This is a genomic window from Agarivorans sp. OAG1, assembly GCF_037076485.1.
Taxonomy (GTDB): Bacteria; Pseudomonadota; Gammaproteobacteria; order Enterobacterales; family Celerinatantimonadaceae; genus Agarivorans; species Agarivorans albus.
Genome location: NZ_AP028990.1, coordinates 1,153,858 through 1,173,232, shown reverse-complemented (window position 1 = coordinate 1,173,232; position 19,375 = coordinate 1,153,858). Strand labels below are relative to the sequence as shown.

At 44.3% G+C, this 19,375-nt stretch carries 20 protein-coding genes; 13 read left to right on the top strand and 7 right to left on the bottom strand.

The window, feature by feature from the left end; genetic code table 11:
* Positions 1-17 precede the first annotated feature (17 nt).
* Positions 18-863 (top strand): SDR family oxidoreductase, encoded by an 846-nt coding sequence (locus OAG1_RS05460; protein ID WP_338624665.1) that lies wholly within the window; start codon positions 18-20, stop codon positions 861-863.
* On the opposite strand, the gene OAG1_RS05455 is transcribed toward OAG1_RS05460, so the two are convergent.
* Positions 860-1,669: a phosphotransferase gene (locus tag OAG1_RS05455; protein ID WP_338624663.1), complete on the bottom strand. Its 810-nt coding sequence runs from the start codon at positions 1,667-1,669 to the stop codon at positions 860-862. The two genes, OAG1_RS05460 and OAG1_RS05455, sit on opposite strands and share 4 nt — an antisense overlap.
* Before the next feature lie 46 nt (positions 1,670-1,715).
* Here OAG1_RS05455 and thiB point away from each other — a divergent pair, with 46 nt between their 5' ends.
* The 4 genes from thiB (at position 1,716) to OAG1_RS05435 (ending at position 5,397) form a co-directional block, all read left to right on the top strand.
* The gene (thiB, locus tag OAG1_RS05450; protein WP_338624661.1) at positions 1,716-2,699 is read left to right on the top strand and encodes a thiamine ABC transporter substrate binding subunit; all 984 of its coding nucleotides are present in this window, start codon (positions 1,716-1,718) and stop codon (positions 2,697-2,699) included.
* A gap of 3 nt (positions 2,700-2,702) precedes the next feature.
* Positions 2,703-4,277, top strand: coding sequence for an ABC transporter permease subunit (locus tag OAG1_RS05445; protein ID WP_338624659.1), 1,575 nt, complete (start codon positions 2,703-2,705; stop codon positions 4,275-4,277).
* A complete protein-coding gene (gene thiQ / locus OAG1_RS05440) occupies positions 4,261-4,962 on the top strand; it encodes a thiamine ABC transporter ATP-binding protein (protein WP_338624657.1) in 702 nt (233 codons plus the stop codon). Before OAG1_RS05445 ends, thiQ begins: the two co-directional genes overlap by 17 nt.
* Before the next feature lie 96 nt (positions 4,963-5,058).
* Positions 5,059-5,397, top strand: a complete 339-nt coding sequence (locus OAG1_RS05435) for a hypothetical protein (protein WP_016402916.1) — start codon at positions 5,059-5,061, stop codon at positions 5,395-5,397.
* A 3-nt stretch (positions 5,398-5,400) separates the two neighbouring features.
* Here OAG1_RS05435 and OAG1_RS05430 read toward each other — a convergent pair whose 3' ends face one another.
* A complete protein-coding gene (locus OAG1_RS05430) occupies positions 5,401-6,159 on the bottom strand; it encodes a transporter substrate-binding domain-containing protein (RefSeq protein ID WP_338624654.1) in 759 nt (252 codons plus the stop codon).
* A 254-nt stretch (positions 6,160-6,413) separates the two neighbouring features.
* Between OAG1_RS05430 and OAG1_RS05425 the strand changes: the two genes are divergently transcribed.
* On the top strand, positions 6,414-7,910 hold the full coding sequence (locus OAG1_RS05425) for a hypothetical protein (RefSeq protein WP_338624652.1): 1,497 nt from the start codon (positions 6,414-6,416) through the stop codon (positions 7,908-7,910).
* Positions 7,911-7,964: 54 nt separating this feature from the next.
* Here the strand turns inward: OAG1_RS05425 and OAG1_RS05420 are convergent, their stop codons facing one another.
* The gene (locus OAG1_RS05420; RefSeq protein ID WP_338624650.1) at positions 7,965-8,741 is read right to left on the bottom strand and encodes a diguanylate cyclase; all 777 of its coding nucleotides are present in this window, start codon (positions 8,739-8,741) and stop codon (positions 7,965-7,967) included.
* 146 nt (positions 8,742-8,887) lie between these two features.
* Positions 8,888-9,760 carry a 4-hydroxy-tetrahydrodipicolinate synthase gene (gene dapA, locus OAG1_RS05415; protein WP_338624648.1) on the bottom strand — a complete coding sequence of 291 codons (873 nt, stop codon included), beginning with the start codon at positions 9,758-9,760 and terminating at the stop codon, positions 8,888-8,890.
* Between the two features lie 316 nt (positions 9,761-10,076).
* Between dapA and rsmC the strand changes: the two genes are divergently transcribed.
* The 4 genes from rsmC (at position 10,077) to OAG1_RS05395 (ending at position 14,393) form a co-directional block, all read left to right on the top strand.
* Positions 10,077-11,108, top strand: a complete 1,032-nt coding sequence (gene rsmC / locus OAG1_RS05410) for a 16S rRNA (guanine(1207)-N(2))-methyltransferase RsmC (protein WP_338624646.1) — start codon at positions 10,077-10,079, stop codon at positions 11,106-11,108.
* A 116-nt stretch (positions 11,109-11,224) separates the two neighbouring features.
* Positions 11,225-12,466 carry a glucose-1-phosphate adenylyltransferase gene (gene glgC / locus OAG1_RS05405; protein WP_256471422.1) on the top strand — a complete coding sequence of 414 codons (1,242 nt, stop codon included), beginning with the start codon at positions 11,225-11,227 and terminating at the stop codon, positions 12,464-12,466.
* Between the two features lie 92 nt (positions 12,467-12,558).
* On the top strand, positions 12,559-14,037 hold the full coding sequence (gene glgA, locus OAG1_RS05400) for a glycogen synthase GlgA (protein WP_016402923.1): 1,479 nt from the start codon (positions 12,559-12,561) through the stop codon (positions 14,035-14,037).
* Positions 14,038-14,114: 77 nt separating this feature from the next.
* Positions 14,115-14,393 carry a late competence development ComFB family protein gene (locus tag OAG1_RS05395; protein ID WP_016402924.1) on the top strand — a complete coding sequence of 93 codons (279 nt, stop codon included), beginning with the start codon at positions 14,115-14,117 and terminating at the stop codon, positions 14,391-14,393.
* 164 nt (positions 14,394-14,557) lie between these two features.
* Here OAG1_RS05395 and OAG1_RS05390 read toward each other — a convergent pair whose 3' ends face one another.
* Positions 14,558-14,770: a hypothetical protein gene (locus tag OAG1_RS05390; protein ID WP_016402925.1), complete on the bottom strand. Its 213-nt coding sequence runs from the start codon at positions 14,768-14,770 to the stop codon at positions 14,558-14,560.
* 58 nt (positions 14,771-14,828) lie between these two features.
* Complete coding sequence (locus OAG1_RS05385; RefSeq protein WP_338624642.1) at positions 14,829-15,719, bottom strand: EamA family transporter; 891 nt, start codon at positions 15,717-15,719, stop codon at positions 14,829-14,831.
* A gap of 276 nt (positions 15,720-15,995) precedes the next feature.
* On the opposite strand from OAG1_RS05385, the gene OAG1_RS05380 reads away from it, so the two are divergent.
* Positions 15,996-17,009, top strand: coding sequence for an AraC family transcriptional regulator ligand-binding domain-containing protein (locus tag OAG1_RS05380; RefSeq protein WP_338624640.1), 1,014 nt, complete (start codon positions 15,996-15,998; stop codon positions 17,007-17,009).
* A gap of 3 nt (positions 17,010-17,012) precedes the next feature.
* Here OAG1_RS05380 and OAG1_RS05375 read toward each other — a convergent pair whose 3' ends face one another.
* The gene (locus OAG1_RS05375) at positions 17,013-17,420 is read right to left on the bottom strand and encodes a GFA family protein (protein ID WP_338624638.1); all 408 of its coding nucleotides are present in this window, start codon (positions 17,418-17,420) and stop codon (positions 17,013-17,015) included.
* A 141-nt stretch (positions 17,421-17,561) separates the two neighbouring features.
* Here OAG1_RS05375 and OAG1_RS05370 point away from each other — a divergent pair, with 141 nt between their 5' ends.
* Together OAG1_RS05370 and OAG1_RS05365 are read left to right on the top strand one after the other, a co-directional pair.
* Complete coding sequence (locus OAG1_RS05370; RefSeq protein WP_338624636.1) at positions 17,562-18,032, top strand: WbuC family cupin fold metalloprotein; 471 nt, start codon at positions 17,562-17,564, stop codon at positions 18,030-18,032.
* 191 nt (positions 18,033-18,223) lie between these two features.
* Positions 18,224-19,348, top strand: a complete 1,125-nt coding sequence (locus OAG1_RS05365) for a DUF481 domain-containing protein (protein WP_338624634.1) — start codon at positions 18,224-18,226, stop codon at positions 19,346-19,348.
* Positions 19,349-19,375: the final 27 nt, after the last annotated feature.

Genomic DNA, 19,375 nt, shown 5'->3' with positions numbered 1-19,375 from the left:
CTACAGAGAGACAAACCATGAAAATAGCCGTAACAGCAGCCAGCGGACAACTTGGAGCCGCCATTGTAAAAGCCACTGTAGCTTTAACATCCAAGCAAGATGTAATTGCCCTAGCACGCACCCCAAGCAAAGCTGAGCATTTAGGCGTAGAGGTTCGTGCAGGAGACTACAATCAGCCAGAACAACTGGAACAATCTCTGCAATCTGTAGACGCATTACTGTTGGTGTCTGGCATGGACGCCCCGGATAAACGCATTGGCCAACACCGCAATGTAATTAATGCTGCAAAAAAAGCGGGCGTGAAAAAAATTGTCTATACCAGTGTGCAAGGCGCTGAAGAAAACACCGCGTTTTCTCCTGTAATTCAAAGCAACCGCCAAACCGAGCAAGACCTAAAAGATAGTGGCTTAGCATGGGTTATTGGGCGCAACGGCATCTACATAGAACCAGATATTGAATACATCGAGAATTACAAAAAAGCAGGCACAATAACTAACTGCGCAGGCGATGGAAAATGTGGTTACACAAGCCGTGGCGAGCTAGGTTACGCCTACGCAAAAATGCTAAGCGAAGACAAACATAATGGGCAAACTTACAATTTGCACGGACAATCGTTAACGCAATACCAGCTGGCCGATTATTTGAACCAAGCCTTTGATACCGAATTAAGCTATCAGCCAATGAGTGTTGAAGATTATCGGAAAGACCGCATTGAAGAACTCGGCGATTTTATCGGAACCGTTATTGCCGGCATCTATCAAGGCATCGCCGAAGGAAAATCGGATAATCCTAGTCATTATGCGCAAGCAGCAGGTAGAGAACACATCAGCTGGCAAGATTATTTTAATAAGTTAAAGCGTTAAACGTGAGCGAGTAACCAGCGCTCTGAGCGCTGATTTAACCCAGCTAAACTGGGTTGATATTGCCAGTACCAAGCCAGATCTAGTAGCTCAACAGCTGCTTCTAACAACGTGAATTCAGCTTCGCTTAATTGAGAGGCGAGCACTAAATCTTGGCGCTGCTGCCTGCTTACTGGGCAACGTACCGCAACACTGGCAGCATCCCAGCCTTGCATAGAGCTGGCAGCATATTCCCAATCCAATACAAACAATTGCTGCTTAGGGCTAAGTAGCAGGTTGTCTAAATGTAGATCATGATGATTAAAGGCGAGACCACTTGGCCAAAGCTGTTCTTTAAGCCATGTCAAAGCGAGTTGTCGAAAACGCTTCGCTTGAGCTGCGGTAATATCCCCTACATAACGGCTTAGGTAGTGGATCATATCAAACTTGGCTAAGCCTTGGCCTAAACGTGGCAAGCTAATAATTATCGACAATAGCTGTTGCCAAAGCGCGTCAGAAAAACCGCTTACGTGACTAAGCACTTCACCAGATTGGTAACGATAGAGTAGAAACTGCCCCTTAAAACTTAGCGGGTGCAAATCAATAATCCACGCTTGTCCTTTAAGCTGTTGTAATACTTCTCTTTCGCGTTGATAATCCAAGCCATAACAAGGCTGTTGTTGATTAAGTCGCAATACCAAGCGTTCGTGTTCGGTTGTTAATAACCAAGAATGCTGATGTCCACCCGCAAAACGGTCTACTGTTAGAATGTTGCCCAAATGCTGTTGTAGATACGTGGCTATCGATTCTGGCAGTGGAGAGTTATGCAAGGTGACGTCCGGCGGTGGTCTTAAATCTATTATCAAGGAGTGTAAGATGAAAAAATTGCTATGGCTAGCTTGCTGTACTCTTAGTCTATTTGGCTTAAATGCCCAAGCAAACAGCGAGCTAACAGTTTATACCTACCAAAGCTTTGTCTCTGACTGGGGACCAGGCCCAGCCTTAAGCAAAGCCTTTGAAGCTGAATGTAACTGCAGCATTAACTGGGTAGGTTTAGACGATGGCGTAGCCATTTTGAACCGCTTAAAGCTAGAGGGAAAACGCAATAAGGCTGATGTTATTTTAGGTTTAGACACTAACCTTATCCCAGAAGCTGAAGCAATTGGTGCAGTGCAAGCTCACCAATTAACCCTTCCTAAGTTAGCCATAGACTGGCAAGACAACAACTTTGTGCCTTATGACTACGGTTACTTCGCGTTTATTTACAATACCGAGTTGTTAAAGAATAAACCTAGCTCAATGGAAGAACTGATTAATGAGTTTGATGGCACCATCCTTTACCAAGATCCGCGAACTAGCACTGTAGGCCAAGGTTTAATGCTTTGGCTAAAAGCGCTATATGGTGATGATACCAAGCAAGCTTGGAGCAAGTTAAAAGATAAAACGGTTACCGTAACCAAAGGCTGGAGCGAAGCTTACGGCATGTTCTTAAAAGGCGAAGCCGACTTAGTACTAAGTTACACCACCTCCCCGGCTTACCACATGGTAGCCGAGCAAGAAAACCGCTACCAAGCGCTAGGGTTTAGTGAGGGGCACATGAGCCAAGTGGAAGTGGCTGCAATAAGTGCAACCAGCCAACAGGTTGAGCTGGCTCAGCAGTTTTTGGCTTTCTTGGTTAGCGCACCTGCTCAACAGGTTATTGCCACCACCAACTGGATGCTGCCAGTAAACCCAGAAGCTGAGCTGCCAGAAGCCTTCTCAACACTTGTAACACCAAAAGCCTTAAGCCTTGACCAAGCGACTGTTAGCCAACAGCGCAAAGCGTGGACTAAAGAATGGCGTAACACGGTTAGCCAATAATAAATGATGAAGAAACTGGCGGCCATTGCGGGTTATACCGCCAGTGCATTTCTTGCCTTGGTAATTTGCGCTGCCTTTTGGGGCCTAGCAGAGCAAGCCAAGGAGTTAAGCTGGAGCGCGTTTAACGATCCATATTTATGGCGAGTACTGCGCTTCAGCCTTTGGCAAGCTTTGCTGTCGGCATTGCTCGCCTGTGTTGGCGGTATATTGCTCGCTCGCGCTTGGTTTTATCTTCAACCCAGAAGCCTTAACTGGCAATTGCGCCTAGCAAACTTATGTTTTGTATGCCCGGTGATTTTGGTGGTGCTAGGCTGCGTTGGTAGCTTTGGCCTAAATGGTTTTTGGCAACATTTAGCCCCTTTTTCATGGAAGATATACGGCCTACCAGGCATTTTAATCGCACACACCTTTCTAAACATGCCGCTTATAGCGCGCTATTGTTATTTACAATACCAAGCCATACCTGCCAGCTATTGGCGCCAAGGCAAGCAACTTGGTTTCAGCCAATTTAGTTATTGGCGCTTAATCGAATGGCCAATGTTGCGCTCTCGCTTGGCAGGTTTGTTTGGCTTAGTGTTTTTATTGTGTTTTGGTAGCTTTACGATTGTGCTGGCACTAGGTGGTGGGCCGCAAAGTACAACTCTTGAAGTGGCGATCTATCAGGCACTTCGCTACGATTTTGATCCCTTATTCGCACTTCAATGCGCCTTATTACAACTGCTTATAGCAACTAGCCTTGGCTGGTTATTACTTGGTCGAGAACAACAAGATAGTATTCGCCACCAACAAAACTTAACTAGCATTCATCAACATTCCACCCTGTCACTTACCTGGCACCGGCTAATTATTACCAGCTACTATCTGTTTATAAGCTCAGTTGTCTTAGGCATGTTTAGCCCGCTGTTAGCGCTTAGCTGGCAAGCCTTACCTTGGCAACAGTGGATAGAAAGCAGCTTGTGGTCGTTAAACATTGCGCTGCAAAGTGTAGTTTGGGTATTAATATTGGGCAGCGCTCTTTTATGGCAATACAGCAGTAACTTAAGCCAAAATAAAGGCGCTAAAAGACACAAAGGCCAAGAGTTACTTGCGTCTGTGATGCTATTAGCACCAGCCATGGTGATTACCACCGGATTGTTTTTTCTACTGCTTAGCCGCACCGACATTAGCCGCTATACAGTGCCCTTAGTTGCGTTGATTAACGCCTTAATGAGCTTACCGTTTTATATGCGCAGCCTAAAACCGGCCCTCAACGACAGCGTAAAACAATACGCCAAACTTAATCAAAGTTTAGACCTGCCTGCGCTTAGCCAAGTCCGTTTTATTTATTGGCCTTTAATGCGCAAACCCTTAAGTGTGGCGATTAGCTTGTGCATGGTTTTATCTTTGGGTGATATGGGAGTGATAGCGCTAATCGGCAGTGTTGATGTCACCACCCTGCCACTCCTTCTGTTTCAACAACTAAGTAGCTATCAATACGCCTTAGCTAGTGCCACAGGGCTAATCATGCTACTGCTATGCGGTGTTATTTTTTACTTACTCGATATTAGCCTCGGACGAGACAATGCTGAACATATCTAAGCTACAGTGCCAACGCCATCACCAGCACTTTAGTTACTCTCTAGAAGTAAAGCCCGGTGAAGTGGTGGCCTTGTTGGGTGCCAGCGGCAGCGGAAAAAGCACTTTGTTGGAGCTTATCTCCGGGTTTGTTCAGGCCAGCTCGGGCAGTTTAAGCTGGCAAAATGGAGACTTGTTAACACTGCCGATCAATCAACGGCCGGTAACGTCGCTATTTCAGCAGCATAATTTATTTCATCACTTAAGCCTCAAGCAGAACATTGCTTTGGGTATTAGCCAACAGCTAAGGCTAAGCCCTAGCCAGCAACAACAAGTTACAGAAATTGCCAAAAACCTTGGCATCTCAGCAATTTTAGACAAACGCCCAGACCAAGTTTCTGGTGGCCAACAACAACGCGCCGCGCTAGCACGCTGCTTAATTCGTCATCGCCCTATTCTGTTGTTAGATGAACCCTTTAGCGCGCTTGATCCAATGTTACGTTTAGAGTGTTTAGAACTAGTTAAACAACTCGCTGAGCAATACCAGCTAGCGGTGTTGATGGTAACGCATCAATGGCAAGACGCATTGAGAGTTGCCCAACGAGTGGCGTTTATTGAACAAGGCAAAACCCAGCAATTTGCTACCGTTGATGAACTGCAACAATCGCCGGCCAATCAACACATTGCTCACTACCTGGCCTGTAGCTAGATTTTTAGCTTGTCAGCCTTCAGGACAGTAAAGTTTGTATTGATTCAGCCGATATAAGTCCAATAGTCATTTATGTACTTGGGTTAGAGCTCAGTTATGCAGGTTAATTACAATCTACAAGCCGCCTCGTTAGAATCTACCTATCAAGCTCGTCAGCGCATCGAGAGCACCGCGCCACGCCAAACCATTACCGAGTATACGGCGCAGCGCCAAATGACGAATCCAGGTACTGCGGTTTTTGGCAATAACGATGTTCAACCCGGATTAACCGCCACTCAGCTACGTGACAGTGACGACGCCAAGCAAGCTAACCGTAAGGCAATTCGAGAAGCAATGGGGCGCAGTGTGGACCAATCGGCAACCCACATTCGTTTGTACTTTCAATATATGGAAGAAAAAGGTACCCGAGGCCCACAATTACTGGCTCGAGCCTAAGCGCTAATTGGCAAGCGCCAACTGATACTTACTCATTATTTTCTGCAATTCTCCCGACAAGCTTAACTGTTGCAAATACACATTTAGCTGTTCAATGGTTAGCGATGACTCTCCGCGCACGAGAGCATGCAAGCTATATACTGGGCTAAAATTATCCACCAACTTAAGTGAGCTTAATAAACTAGGTCTTTGGCGAGTAAGTGGCAGGTAATAGCTTTCGTTAACCATGGCAAAATCTACCCGGCGCTTTAACACCATTTTTATACAATTCATCACATGGGAACAGGTACTAACTGCAAAGCCTTCATCGGATAAATGCTCACGCTGATGTAATTCATCAAACAATACCACGCTGTAATTATGCTCAGGCACAAACAGGCCATCTTGCTCATAATCATGCTGCTGGTGAGTCAGTAATAAGTTTCTGTCTAAAACCAGAGGAAGGCTTTGTTGTACATTGAGCTGCTGCCAACCCCACTCTAGATTTTCAAATAAGATCAGCTCAAAGCGTTGCCGTGAGAACGCAGCATGACGGTGGTGGCGTGAGGTAGATACAAAGCGAAACGAATACTCATCTTGAAGATGATTGAGCGCCCTTAATATATCTAAGGTAACACCGCTATAACGGTTGGTGGATATGTCGTGAATGACATAGGGAGGATAATCGTAACCGCCAACTTTAATCTCTGTAAGTTGCTTAGCACTAGTAAATAGCGGGCACAGTACTACTAAGCCCCATAGATACATCCTTGTTTGTAACATCTAGCACACCCTAAACAACCATCAAACAAATATAAAATAAACATGAGACCCACTAAACAATCATCATGCAGAAATGCCTTATCCAACACACTTTTACTTAGCTAAGTACCAAAGTTAGCAGCCATCAACCAGCAACTAATTCTAAAAAATATATAAATACCAGTATTTAAATCCACAAAACAATCAAAAAGGCTTGATAATTGCTTTGTATACAGCAATATCAATATTTTGACTCGCAGTTTGAGGACTTTTAAGTGAATAAAGCTTTGTTACCCAGTTTGGTTGCCACCCTTGTGTTAAGTGGCTGCGGAGGAGGTGACAGCTCACCTTCTACTCCGAGTACCCCTAAGTACAATTGGCAAATAATCCAATTGCATACTCTAAAAGAGAGCGATGTAAAATCCGGCTGTATTATTTATGGCACTTCAGAAAGCGATCCTAGCCGAGTAATTACCGCATCGGTCGCCAATGCTGGATACAATGTTTTGTTCCACAACGCAGATGGTTCGATTATTGATGAACACACTATTCCAGCAATAGATGTTCCCAGCAGCGGCATTGTGACCATTGATAGCGGATTAGTACCAGATGACGGCTATGTATCTTTAGAAGAGGTTGATAGCAATTTAAGCGGTAACCCTGACGTATACATGTTTAGTGTGGAAAAAGACCTATTAAGCCACAAGGTGTTAAATGTACGCTCAGCACAAACTGGCAGCGAGTGTTACAAGGGCAAAGACTATCGCTCAATCAGTGATACCGCCGATTCGGCAGCATTAACAGTACTTCAAGAAAGTGGCGTAAGTTACTACCAAACTAGCTATTCTGCGGATGCGGTATCGGGCAGAGAGATCGCATCCCACATTCCGGTACTCTCGCCGCTTCCCGCCGCCCGAGATACTCTAGTTACCGCTTTTTACACCAGCAACAACGACCAACATACAGACCTAGCTTATTATGGCTTTATTGAACCTAGCTTTGTTTACGACACTGAAGACTACGATGAGATTGTAGCCGCTAGTTTGAGCAATCAAGATCTCATGCCAATGTATTGGCAAAGTGCCGCTAACCTAGATCTTGATGAAGGCAGCGCCATCTTGGCAATCCACAACAATCAAAGCTATCAATGGCAAACCCTTTATCATGATGTTGATGAGTTTACGATTGCCGCTGACTACAACGAGGTTAGCCACTGGTTAGGTTTATTCTCAGGTATCAGCAATGATAGCTCTTGGCAATTTGAGAGCGTAATGGCGATAGACGAGCAAGATAGTAACCTAGAGGTAAGTTTACCTGAGTTAGCGCCAATAACTGGTGTAGATATTCAGCAGCAATGCCCTACCGCACTCGATAACGCTAAGTTCTGTATCGACAATTCTGGCAGCTTCTCTGAAGAGGACTTTGCCCTGCAACGCAGCCACATAAAAGTACTAACCAATAATAACCGCGCCTTCTATCAAAGTATTTATGCCCAGCCAAAAGCGCAGCAACCGCTTTTAGAGAGCAGCGCTATTGAACTGTCTATTCAAGATCTTGAAGGCCTAGAACTGGCCTTAATAGATGCCGAGTTAGCAAGCACTCAGCAAGATTACTTTATGGCTAAATACCTTGATAGTAGAAGCATCGCAGAAACAGGTCAGGGTGGCACCTTTAGTGATGCCAATGGTTTCATTATCACTCCCGACGACTACCAAGAGCTGTATTTAGATATGCTGAAAAGCAGTACCACCGTGGTGCAGCAAGCTAAATAAAACGTAGAGACGTGCTCCTACTGGCGATAAAGCTAGGAGCATTCTTGCCTTGGTCTAAGAAAGACGCAGCGCTTCCACTGCGTCTAATCGATGGGCCAATAACGTGTCAACATTGTCACCATGCTCTGGGTAATAAGCCCAGCCCATTTTTAAACTATCCAAAGCCACACCCTCAAGCTGCCTTTGTAACTCACTACTGAGCTTACTGGCAACGGTATTTACCGCTCCCCTGCTGGTGCCATACAACAAAGCAATTAATTCACCCTCTTTAAACTGGGCAATGCTGTCTGAACGGCGCAACTGTTCTTGCAAAACTTTAGCAACAATAGCGCAGACCAAAGAGCTATCGTTGCTGGCGTAATGCAAGGTGAGAATGGCAAAAGGCTCGTGATTACGCTGGCTTAAGCGCATGGCTTGAATCAGCAGCTCTCGAAACAACGAGGCAGAAAGTAAACCGCTTTGCGGATCACGCAGTTTAGCTTCGTCGTTTATCACTGGCATGGTTAAGGGTAATACACTCGCCAGCAAATACTGCTGCTGCTGAATTTCAACCGGCATTCCGTGAATGCGTAACCACTCATCATCGCTATGGCAATAGTGACAAAAAAAGGCTTGTTGGCTTTGCAGACTGGTATGTAAAGCTTGTTGAAAAGCAGCGCGACAACGTACGTCAATTCGTTCTAACCATTGCTCTAGGCTAAGCTGCTCAGAACGACCATCTTGCCAGGGGTAGCGCACCGACACTTGGCCGTTATCAGGCTGCAGTAACCAATACCCACTATCGGCTTCTACAATGCCATGAAAAAAACTCACCAGATCTATTTCTGCCACTACTACGTCCCTGAAGTTTGCGTGATTATCAGTATAGCAGAGTTAAATCAGGGGCTTAGCTTAAGCGAGGGAAAGCGGTAGTTGAATAAACGCTAAGTAAATAAAAAGGCCGAGCAAGCTCGGCCTTATCAATAATTATATTATTACTAAATGAGTTCTAAGTTCTGCATCACATTGCGGATACGGGTCTTGGTTGACTCTGACAATTCAGTTACCGGTAAACGGCATTCTGCTTGGCATTTATTCAACAAAGACATCGCGTATTTAGCACCTGCAGGGCTAGGCTCGGCAAACATCGCTTGATGCAAAGGAATCAGTTTATCTTGAATCTCACTAGCTTTAGCATAATCACCATCTAGGGTGGCTTGCTGCATTTGAGCACACAGTTTTGGTGCTACATTGGCAGTAACCGAAATACAGCCTTGACCACCACTCACGTTGTAAGAAACTGCAGTGGCATCTTCACCACTTAACCAGCAAAAGTCTTGCTCAATTAATTGACGTTCAAACAATGGGCGAGATAAATCACCAGTTGCATCTTTAACACCAACAATGCGTGGTAACTGCGCCAGCTTAGCAATAGTGCTAGGGCTTAAATCTACCACTGCGCGTGGAGGAATATTGTATAAAACAATTGGGATGCCGGTGGCATCGTGCAGCATTTTAAAGTGTTGGAACAAGCCATCTTGATTTGGACGATTGTAATATCCCGCCACGTGCAAGGTAGCATCGGCGCCAGCTTGTTGAGCAGCCTTAGTATATTCGATGGCTTCGATTGGGTTGTTTGAACCAGCACCAGCAATAACAGGCACTCGCCCTTTTGCCTGCTCTACTACCGCTTTAACCACAGCAATATGCTCATCGTGAGTTAAGGTTGGGCTTTCACCAGTTGTACCTACAGGCACAATACCGTGAGTACCTTGGCCAATATGCCACTCAACTAACTCGCGAATCGCTGCATAATCTACTTCACCTTCAATAAAGGGAGTAACCAACGCTACTATCGATCCTTTAAACATGCCCGCTCCATCACTTACTTCAAAAATAAAAAAACCCGGTCACAGTGGCCGGGTTCAAAAACGTTTTTTCGATTTAGTTACACCCAGCCGTTAACCACCCGCGTTTTAATTCGGGCCGTTTATACTTCTTCAATTCTAAAGAAAATGGCAACAAGGTGTTGTCCTTAACAATCAAAATTCTTGCTAGCTAGTTTCCTTAGCACGCGGTAAAAGTCAAGTAACCTGAAAAATAAATCCGCATAAGTTCTCATGAGATAGCCTTTTCCCTTAAAACTTTTTATTATTGCGGGCAACCACGCCCCAACCAAGCCAGATTATGAATACCTCTCCGCACGCCACTAGCCAAGTTCTTGCTCGCCATGATGACCTGTTCTCTCAACAACATCTTGTAGTGGCTGGCCAGTTAGCTGATAACTACCCGTTGAACTTGTTGGAACAGGTGGCTTCGTTGCAGGTATGTTGTAGTCATTTTGGCCACCATCAATATTTTGCCAAGCAAGCAAACAGCAAGCTCTCCAGTCAATTTAGCGCAGCACCAAGTTTAGCCAGCAACAGCAATGCTTTGCTGCTATTTATGCCTAAAGCCAAACAAGAAGCCGCCTATCTATTTGCCTGCATTTTGCCGCAGCTTGAAGTTGGCGCCGAGATATTTGTAGTGGGCGAAAACCGCGGCGGCGTAAAAAGTTGTGAAAAGCTGCTGGCGGAATTTGGTATTAAAGTAAATAAAATCGACAGTGCACGCCGTTGTGGGCTCTATTTTGGCGTGCTCAATCAAGCTGCACCACAGTTTGATGCTAGCCAATGGCAAAACAGCTTTGAGGTAGCACTTCCTAATGCTTCACTTAAAGTAAAGTCCCTTCCTGGGGTATTTAATCATGGAAAACTCGATGAAGGCAGCCAATTGTTATTGGAACACCTGCCCACTTTGTATGGCAGCGTGCTCGACTTTGGGTGTGGTGCGGGCATTATTGGTGCAAGCCAGGCCCTGTTACACAATGTAGACATAAGCCTGCTCGATGTGAGTGCATATGCTATTGCAAGCAGTAAGGCTACTCTGCAAGAAAATCAACTCACTGGAACGGTAATTGCTTCGGATGGTTTAAGCGAGGTGAAACAGCGCTTCGATTTTATTGTAAGCAATCCGCCTTTTCATGCTGGAATTGATACCCAATATGAAACCACCGAGACGTTTCTTGCTCAGGCAAAACAGCACTTAAACGCCAACGGTGAACTGTGGTTAGTCGCCAATAGTTTCTTACAATACGAAGCACTAATAAAGCAGCACTTCTCCCGCTTTGAAAGTGTACTCGACAACAAAAAATTCAAGATTTTGCGTTGTTGTGTATAGAAAGAACTTTTTTTTAATGTGGAATTACTAAAACCCAGTTTCTGCTATTTACATTAAGGTAAATATCTGGAAACTAAGCCAAGCCACTTTGAAAACGATTTCACGAAACTGACACAATTACAGAGGTACAAAGTCTCATGGCAGGAATTCTTACAATGATCCTCGCTGGTGGTGAAGGTACTCGCCTTTATCCACTCACCGATAGCCGCACCAAGCCAGCGGTTCCGTTTGGAGGAAGTTACAGGCTGATCGACTTTGCCTTAAATAACTTTGTTAACTCTGACTTCTTAAAAATCTACGTGCTAACTCAGTTTAAATCGCAATCGTTAAACATTCACTTGCGCCAAGCTTGGCACCTATCAGGTATTACCGATCGCTTTATTGATGCGGTTCCAGCACAAATGCGAGTAGGCAAACGTTGGTACGACGGCACAGCGGATGCTATTTACCAAAATGCCCGCTTCATTGAAATTAACGAACCTGAGCATGTATGTATTTTTGGCAGCGACCATATCTACAAAATGGACGTACGCCAAATGGTAGATGAACACCGCCGCAAAGAGGCTGCACTTACTGTAGCGGCGATTAAAGTACCCAAAGAACAAGCCGATCAATTTGGCATTATTGAAGTAGATGAAGAGGGCCGCATGATAGGTTTTGAAGAAAAACCTAAAGTGAACCCTAAAACGATTCCTGGCGACCCTGACCACGTTCTTGCTTCTATGGGTAACTACGTATTTGAACGTAAAACCCTACTAGAAGCCTTATACGACGATGCCAAAGAAGACAGCTCCACCCACGATTTTGGCCACGACATCATTCCAAAGCTTTACCCTAAAGGAAAAGTATTTGCTTATGACTTCACCCAAAATACCATTCCTGGCGAAACGGTAAGTGGCTACTGGCGTGATGTGGGTACCCTAGATGCTTATTGGGCAGCCCACATGGACTTGTTGGATGAAGAACCACCATTCTCACTATATAACCCCAAGTTTCCACTACATACCCATTACCCACCGCTACCACCAGCCACATTTAAAGATGTTGGCGACAAAAAAGTCAGCGTTAGCCAATCACTAATTTCTGCTGGTAGCTTTATTTTGGGCTCAGAAGTTAACCGCAGTGTGTTTGGATTTAGAAGCCACGTACGTCCAGGTTCGGTAGTTAGCGAATCGGTGCTTATTGGTAATTGTAGAATTGGTGAAGGTTGTCAGATCCGCCGCACTATCATCGATAAAAACGCTGAAATTGCACCGGGCACCATTATTGGTGAGAACCTCGAGGAAGATCGCAAGCGCTTTACGGTATCCCCAGAAGGGATTGTTGTGATACCGAAAAACGCCAAGGTAGGCTTTTAAGCTGCAAATTGCCTTGAAAACAAATAAGCAATTACTCTAATATTGTTTCACATAAGGCACCCTTCGGTGCCTTAATCGTTAAGGAGTGCTCTGTGACAGCCCATCCTGTCAAGATTCTGTTTGTAGCTTCTGAAGTAGAAAGCTTAGCTAAAACAGGTGGCTTAGCCGACGTTGCTAAAGCCTTACCGCTGGCTCTGAAGGAACATGGCCAAGACGTAAGAATTATTATGCCGTTTTATAAAACTATAAATCGTCATGATGAAGCCGAGAAAATTCTCGACCTTAGCCTTCAAACTAGCCATGGTTGCCAAGATATTGATTACGCAGTCTTCAAGCTGATGCTCGAAGATGTGCCCGTTTACTTAATTCAGCAAAATGACTATTTTGAGCGGGACCAATTGTACAGCGAAGGTGAGTTTGCCTACGATGACAACGGCGAACGCTTTACCTTTTTCTCTCGTGCAGTATTCCAAGTGGCCGAAGCCCTTGAGTTTAAACCAGACATTTTCCATTGTAATGACTGGCACACTGCGCTTATACCTTACTTACTCAAGCAAAAATTTGCTCATCACCCATTTTTTTGCAACAGCAAATCGGTACTTACTATCCATAATGCTGCTTTCCAAGGCATTTTTGAGAAGCACCAATTTCAGCTTTTAGAAGGCTTAGCCGATGGCTTAGTTGATCAAATACTTGATGGCTACAACTGCATTAACTTGCTTAAAGCTGGCATTCGCTTTGCCGACAAGATCAATGCAGTAAGCCCAAACTACGCTCAGGAATTACTCACCCGTTTAGGCTCACACGGCCTTTGTGATTATTTTGAGCAGCGCCGCGGCGATTTGGTAGGCATATTAAACGGTTGTGAATACTCCGACTGGGATCCAGCAACCGACAAGTATATTCCAACAAACTACTCTGCCGCTGATATGAGTGGTAAAGCTGTTTGTCGCCAAGAACTTCAAGTTGAAACAGATTTAGCCCAGCTAAACGTGCCAATTTTTGGCATGGTATGTCGCTTAACCGAGCAAAAAGGCTTTTACCTGTTACTACCTGCCCTACAACAGTTTTTACGTCACAATGTACAAGTGGTGATAGTAGGCACTGGTGATAGCGGCATCGTGGCTGAGCTTGAGTCAATGCAAAAGCAATGGCCAGATAAACTGCGGTTTATTCATGCTTATAGCAATGAGATGGCCCATTTAGTGGAAGCTGGCGCAGACTTCTTCTTAATGCCTTCGCTGTTTGAACCATGTGGCCTGAATCAAATGTACAGCTTAGCCTATGGCACCTTGCCGATTGTGCGTGGCGTTGGCGGCCTAAGAGACACGGTAAGCGATTACGATGAAGATGCAGAAAACGCCACCGGGCATATCTTCTATGACCCAGAGCCAGCCGATTTGCTAAACATTTTGCGCCGGGCCCTGTTACTTTATTTAGAACATCCGGAAGAGTTTCAGGCGATGCGCCATCGTGCAATGCTGTCTCGATTCCATTGGAAGGAGTCAGTTTGGCAATACGAAGCCTTGTATAATGACGCCTTAAATGTGAATCCGGTTCAACATCAATAAGATTAAACAGCTAGAGAGTGGCGACTCTGGCTTTTCTTATATAACCTGAATGTATACATTTACTTGAGGGAAAGATAATGCGCTTATCAGAGGAAATTCATAATTTTACTGAGTTCCTACTAGGTGAACAAATTCATGCCTTAGAGATCCATAAGCGCTGTGACCTAGATACTCTGCAAGATTTATGTTGCTTAGTGCTCAATCGTTTACCACCACGTTATATTCGTCATGACGTGGATGTACTAAGTGCAATTAGCGACGCAGAACGGGAACAATTGGTTGAAAAAACCAAAGTGGCAATTGAAGAAAGCCTAAAATTTCTAGAGCAAGATCGTCGCCAAGCACCACGCGATTAGTTATACCAATCACACTAAGTAAGTGATCAGAAATAACGCAGAAAAAATACTCGAGAATAAGGCAGAATTTTTTTGATAAGTAGATATTCTACAATCAAAAATTCTAACGCAGTTATCGAGCATTTTAACCAGATAGCATGAACCGTTACTTAGTACGATTGGTATTATTTAGGTAAACTTAGCTCTAGTTCGATAGACGTACAGCCCTTGGCGCAATAAACGCCAGGGGCTTTTTCTTGCCCAGGTAACACCACCGTCAAAGGCTGCTTACAATGCTCACACTGCTTAGCTTTGCCTGCCAATACTTGCTTAATTAAGTTTCGCTGCTGAGCATAAGCATTAGCACTGCGCTTATTGAGTTCTTTAAATTCCGACATAATTAATACTCTTTCATTACTCCCGCTACTGTAGAGCGTGAGCCCTAGGCTTACAATATCAAATCGACTTGCTTGGGCTATTTGCTAGAAACTTATGCAAGTTTTGGCCAAAGACACAACATATCAAACCCAATAAGACTAAGCCTGCAGCAAGCCACTCCAAGTGAGTTAAGCTCTCATCAAAGACTAGGTTGGCAGTCAACATTCCCACTACAGGTACCAACAGGGCAAAAGGTGTTACAGCAGCGGCGCTATACTTAGCCAGTAGATGCCCCCAAATTGCAAAAGCAAGTAAGGTAGAAATAAACCCGACATAAGCTAAAGCTAACCAAGTTGAAGTTTGAGCACTTACTAGCAACTGATAAGGCGTATTGGTTTCAAATAAATATGAAAAAGCCAACAAAGGTAATGGAGGAATCAGACTCACCCACACCATAAAATGCAGTACATTAACGCCTTTCGCCTGCTTCATAAACAAGTTAGAAACGGCCCAAGACAAGGCCGCCAAAAGCAACAACAGCAAGCTTATCAAGCTGAGGTTCTCGGAGCTCAAGCCAAAAAACAGCGCAAAACCAAGGCTGGACAAGCTTATTCCTGCTAGCTGATAAGTGGTAATTTTTTCTTTAAACCAAGTAAAGCTGAGCAAAATAGTGAACATCACTTGTGCTTGCAATAACAAAGACGACAAACCAGCCGATGCCCCAACCTGCATGGCCACAAACAGTAAGCTAAACTTGATCACTCCCAAAAACACGCCCACGGCGACTACGTTGCGCACCGCTGTTTTAGGAAAAGGTACAAAGAACACCGCAGGTATTGCCACAATGGCAAAACGCAAAGCAGAGAACAATACTGGTGGAAGCTCCGCTAAACCCAACTTAATTACTGAGAAGTTCACTCCCCAAATAGTGGCTACGATTAAGGCAAACAGAATATCAATAGGCTTCATAGTATCCATGGGTGAAGACAGGAGTGCTTATCCAGCCTAACCGCAAGTGTTAAAGGCGTCAAAGCTGATTCAAGAACCCAACAACAAACCCCTTGCCCTAACAACGAAGCTACACCTCCCCAGCTGCAAGTTATAGCCACAGAAAAACCTTTAAAGAGCGAAACAAAAACCAAGGTATTGAGTAAACGAATATGAGAAGATGCCCTCAATAGATAGAAGTGACCATTTTATGAGATTTATTGACGTAAAATGTAAATAGTGTGAGTAGTAAATACGATGAAAGAATTTGATATTGGGTTTGTTCGGCTTAACTTCATTAAGCCCTTGCTCAATGGCTTATACGCAGAGTATGCGATTAAGCCTGATGAACTTGGCATTCCTTCGGCTTTGCTTGAAGAACCTCTCACACTTATCCCCGTAAACGTCGCCAATCGCTGGTTTGAACAAGCCGAACACTTAAGCCAAGACCCACTTTTTATGCTTAAGCTTACCCCGTATATTGGTTTTGAAAATGTAGAACTGTTTAACAAATGGGTTTACCACACACCTGATTTTGTAGTGACATTTCGCCGTATTAACTATGGTTGTTCGATGCTACAGTCAGGTTGCTCGTTGAGCGGGTTGCAGTCAGGAAATATTGTAAAATGGGCATACAATAACCCCTATGCAAGCCACCAAGCGCGCCTGCATGATAGCCTGCGTATGGCAATTATGATGGTCAACATGTTGCGTTATTACTTAGGTGAGGAGTTCACGCCTTTGCAAGTTAACCTAACTGGCCCAGCCGCAGAACTTAAACAACTGGAAGCATTTTTTGGCTGCAAGGTTAAACAAAGTAGCGCTCAAACCGAAGTATGGCTTAATGCTTCAGTTACCCATTTAGACGAAAATAGCCAGTGGGAGAGGCATGCTCCACTACGCTTAAATGATGCCCAGCTCGACGAATACATTAATATCCCTCAGCCTCACGACACGGTTAAATCATTATATTCACTAATAAACTTTTCCCGCTATTACGGACGCCCGAACGTAGACTTTTTGGCCGACTGCTTGAGTATATCGCGTCAACAATTACAACGCCGCTTATTGGCCCATGGCTGGAATTTTTCAGCCATGACAGCCAACGTATTATGTAACGAAGCGGTACAGTATCTATTTAAGGGCTACGACATTAATAACATTGCCCAGCGTTTATCTTATAGCAATGAGCAAAGTTTTTGCCGCGCCTTTAAACGCTTACGTGGTGTAACACCTTATCAATACTTGCAAAAGCTTAAGGCTAAAACCTAATGCTTATTCACGTCCTTCTTGGTGTTGCGGTAAGTTATCGCAAATATCGAACCAGTTAGCTTTATAAGCTACAAAGATATGTGCGTCTGGTTTTAGCTTTATGTCAGTATCAAGAGTAGCCAAGCTAAACTCTATAAAACGGCCATCATCATTGGCGGGAGCAAAGCTTAAGCTTGAGCCACACTCGCTGCAAAATTGCCTTACAGTGCCATTCTCAGCGGTGAATTTCTTTAAGTATTCCAAACCGCTTGTCCAGCGAAAGTTCTCGGTTTTAGCTTCACCATAGCTTGCAAAGGCAGCCCCATGAAACTTTCTGCACATACTGCAATGACAATGCCCCATTCGAGGCTCAAGTTGCTCAACTTGATAGCTCACTTTTCCACATAAACAACGCCCTGTCATTTTGCTCATAGCGAATTCCTTAACCAATAATGGGAATGAATTATCACCTTACACTGATAATCCGCGTTTGTTGAGTCAGCAAAAATATGCCACCATCTGGCCCTATAACCATGACTTAATCGAATACGTTCATTTATAGGACTCTAGTTAATGTTGAAGATCATCAACAACAAGGACTTTTCAGACTTTAGCGACAAGGCTAAAGCAGCGCCACGCCAGCGCAGTCATCACAATTTACACGAAACCTTAGACGCAGGTGTGCAACGCTTGTTTATTGCTACAGAGCCCGATACCTACATGCGTCCGCACCGCCATAGTGAAGCCCACAAATGGGAACTATTTTTAGTGCTCAAAGGACAACTCGACTTACTAATATTTAATGAGCAAGGCGAAGTTACCGAGCGCCATAGTTTGTCCCCAGAAACAAACCGAGCTATCGAGGTTCCACCCAATGTTTGGCATGGATACGCTTGCATGCAAGCTGGAACAGTCGGCCTCGAGATAAAAGAAGGTGCCTATGTGCCCACTCCCGCAGAAGATTTTGCGCCTTGGTCTCCAGCTGAAGGAGAAGAGGGAGCAGATGAGTATCGCGAGTGGATGCGCAGTGCTCAAGTAAAGTAAGCAATTTGCGATGTTTAGCTGAGTAATACTCATCGAGATAGATAACTGAGCAGATATCTATTTCGATGAGTATAAAGTGTACTTGGCTAAACAAAACACCTTGTATTCTCAAGCGTTTATTCCGTATTGCTTAAAAAGCCGCTAATATCAAAATACTGTCATTAAATGTCTGATGGAGCAGCCACCACTTAATGCGCCTTTTAGTTGTTATATTGTTCATAAGCTCTAACCTTAGCCTAGCCTTAGCTGCAGAAACCTCTCTTCCCGAGGCCGAGCAGACGCCCAACTCAATAACCGAACAATTTCAACAAGACTACTTTAGTGCACTAGATTTGGATGAAGACAAAGACTGGATTCAATTAGATTCTGGTGAAGTTATTCAAGGAGACTTAGAAGAGCTTTATCAAAAAGAAGTGCTATTTGATAGCGATGAGTTAGACGATCTAAACATTGATATTGACGATATTCAACGGCTGCGCACAGCCAAATGGTTTCAAGTAAATTTACGCGGCTTAGGGGTAGTACGTGGCCGCTTAATGGTAGATAAAGATGGCGTAACCATCATTGGCAAAGACACCCATTATGCCTCGCGCCAAGATGTTATATCGGTGTACCGAGTAGCCGAACGAGAAGCCGATCGCTGGGAGAACAAAGCGACCTTAAGCGCCAACGTTGCCAGCGGGAATACCAATACCTTAGAGATAAACGGCAAACTAAATAGTGAACGAAAAACGGCACTTAATCGTACAATTATTACTTATCTTGGGGTGATCTCAGAATCAAATGATGAAACCACCGCGCGTAATCACCGCGTTACCCTTTCTCACGATTTATACAAACACCACGATTGGTTCTTTCGCCCTATATTGGCTGATTTCTATCACGCACCATTAAAAAATATAAAACTGCAAAGCCAATTGGCCTCGCAAGTGGGTTACATCGCAGTGGACGATGATGACAAAAAATGGGAGTTGTCTGTTGGTCCTTCATGGCAGCAAACCCGTTTTGAAGAAGTTACCGAAGGCAGTTCTAACAAAGAAAGCAGTATGGGTTTGTCTTTTGGTTCTAACTTCGAAATAGACATCACCAAAGACATTGAATTGACTCATGACTACCAAATGACCTTGTCGCAGAAAAAGACCGGTGGTTACCAACACCACAACCTACTTAATCTAGCCATTGATATCACCGACGATCTAGATTTAGACATCGACTTTATTTGGGATTACACCGAGTCGCCCACAGCAGACTCAGACGACATAACACCGGAAAAAAATGACTATCGCCTAGTGATTGGTATTGGCTTAGATTTTTAACAAAAAAAGCCTCTTAACAAAGAGGCT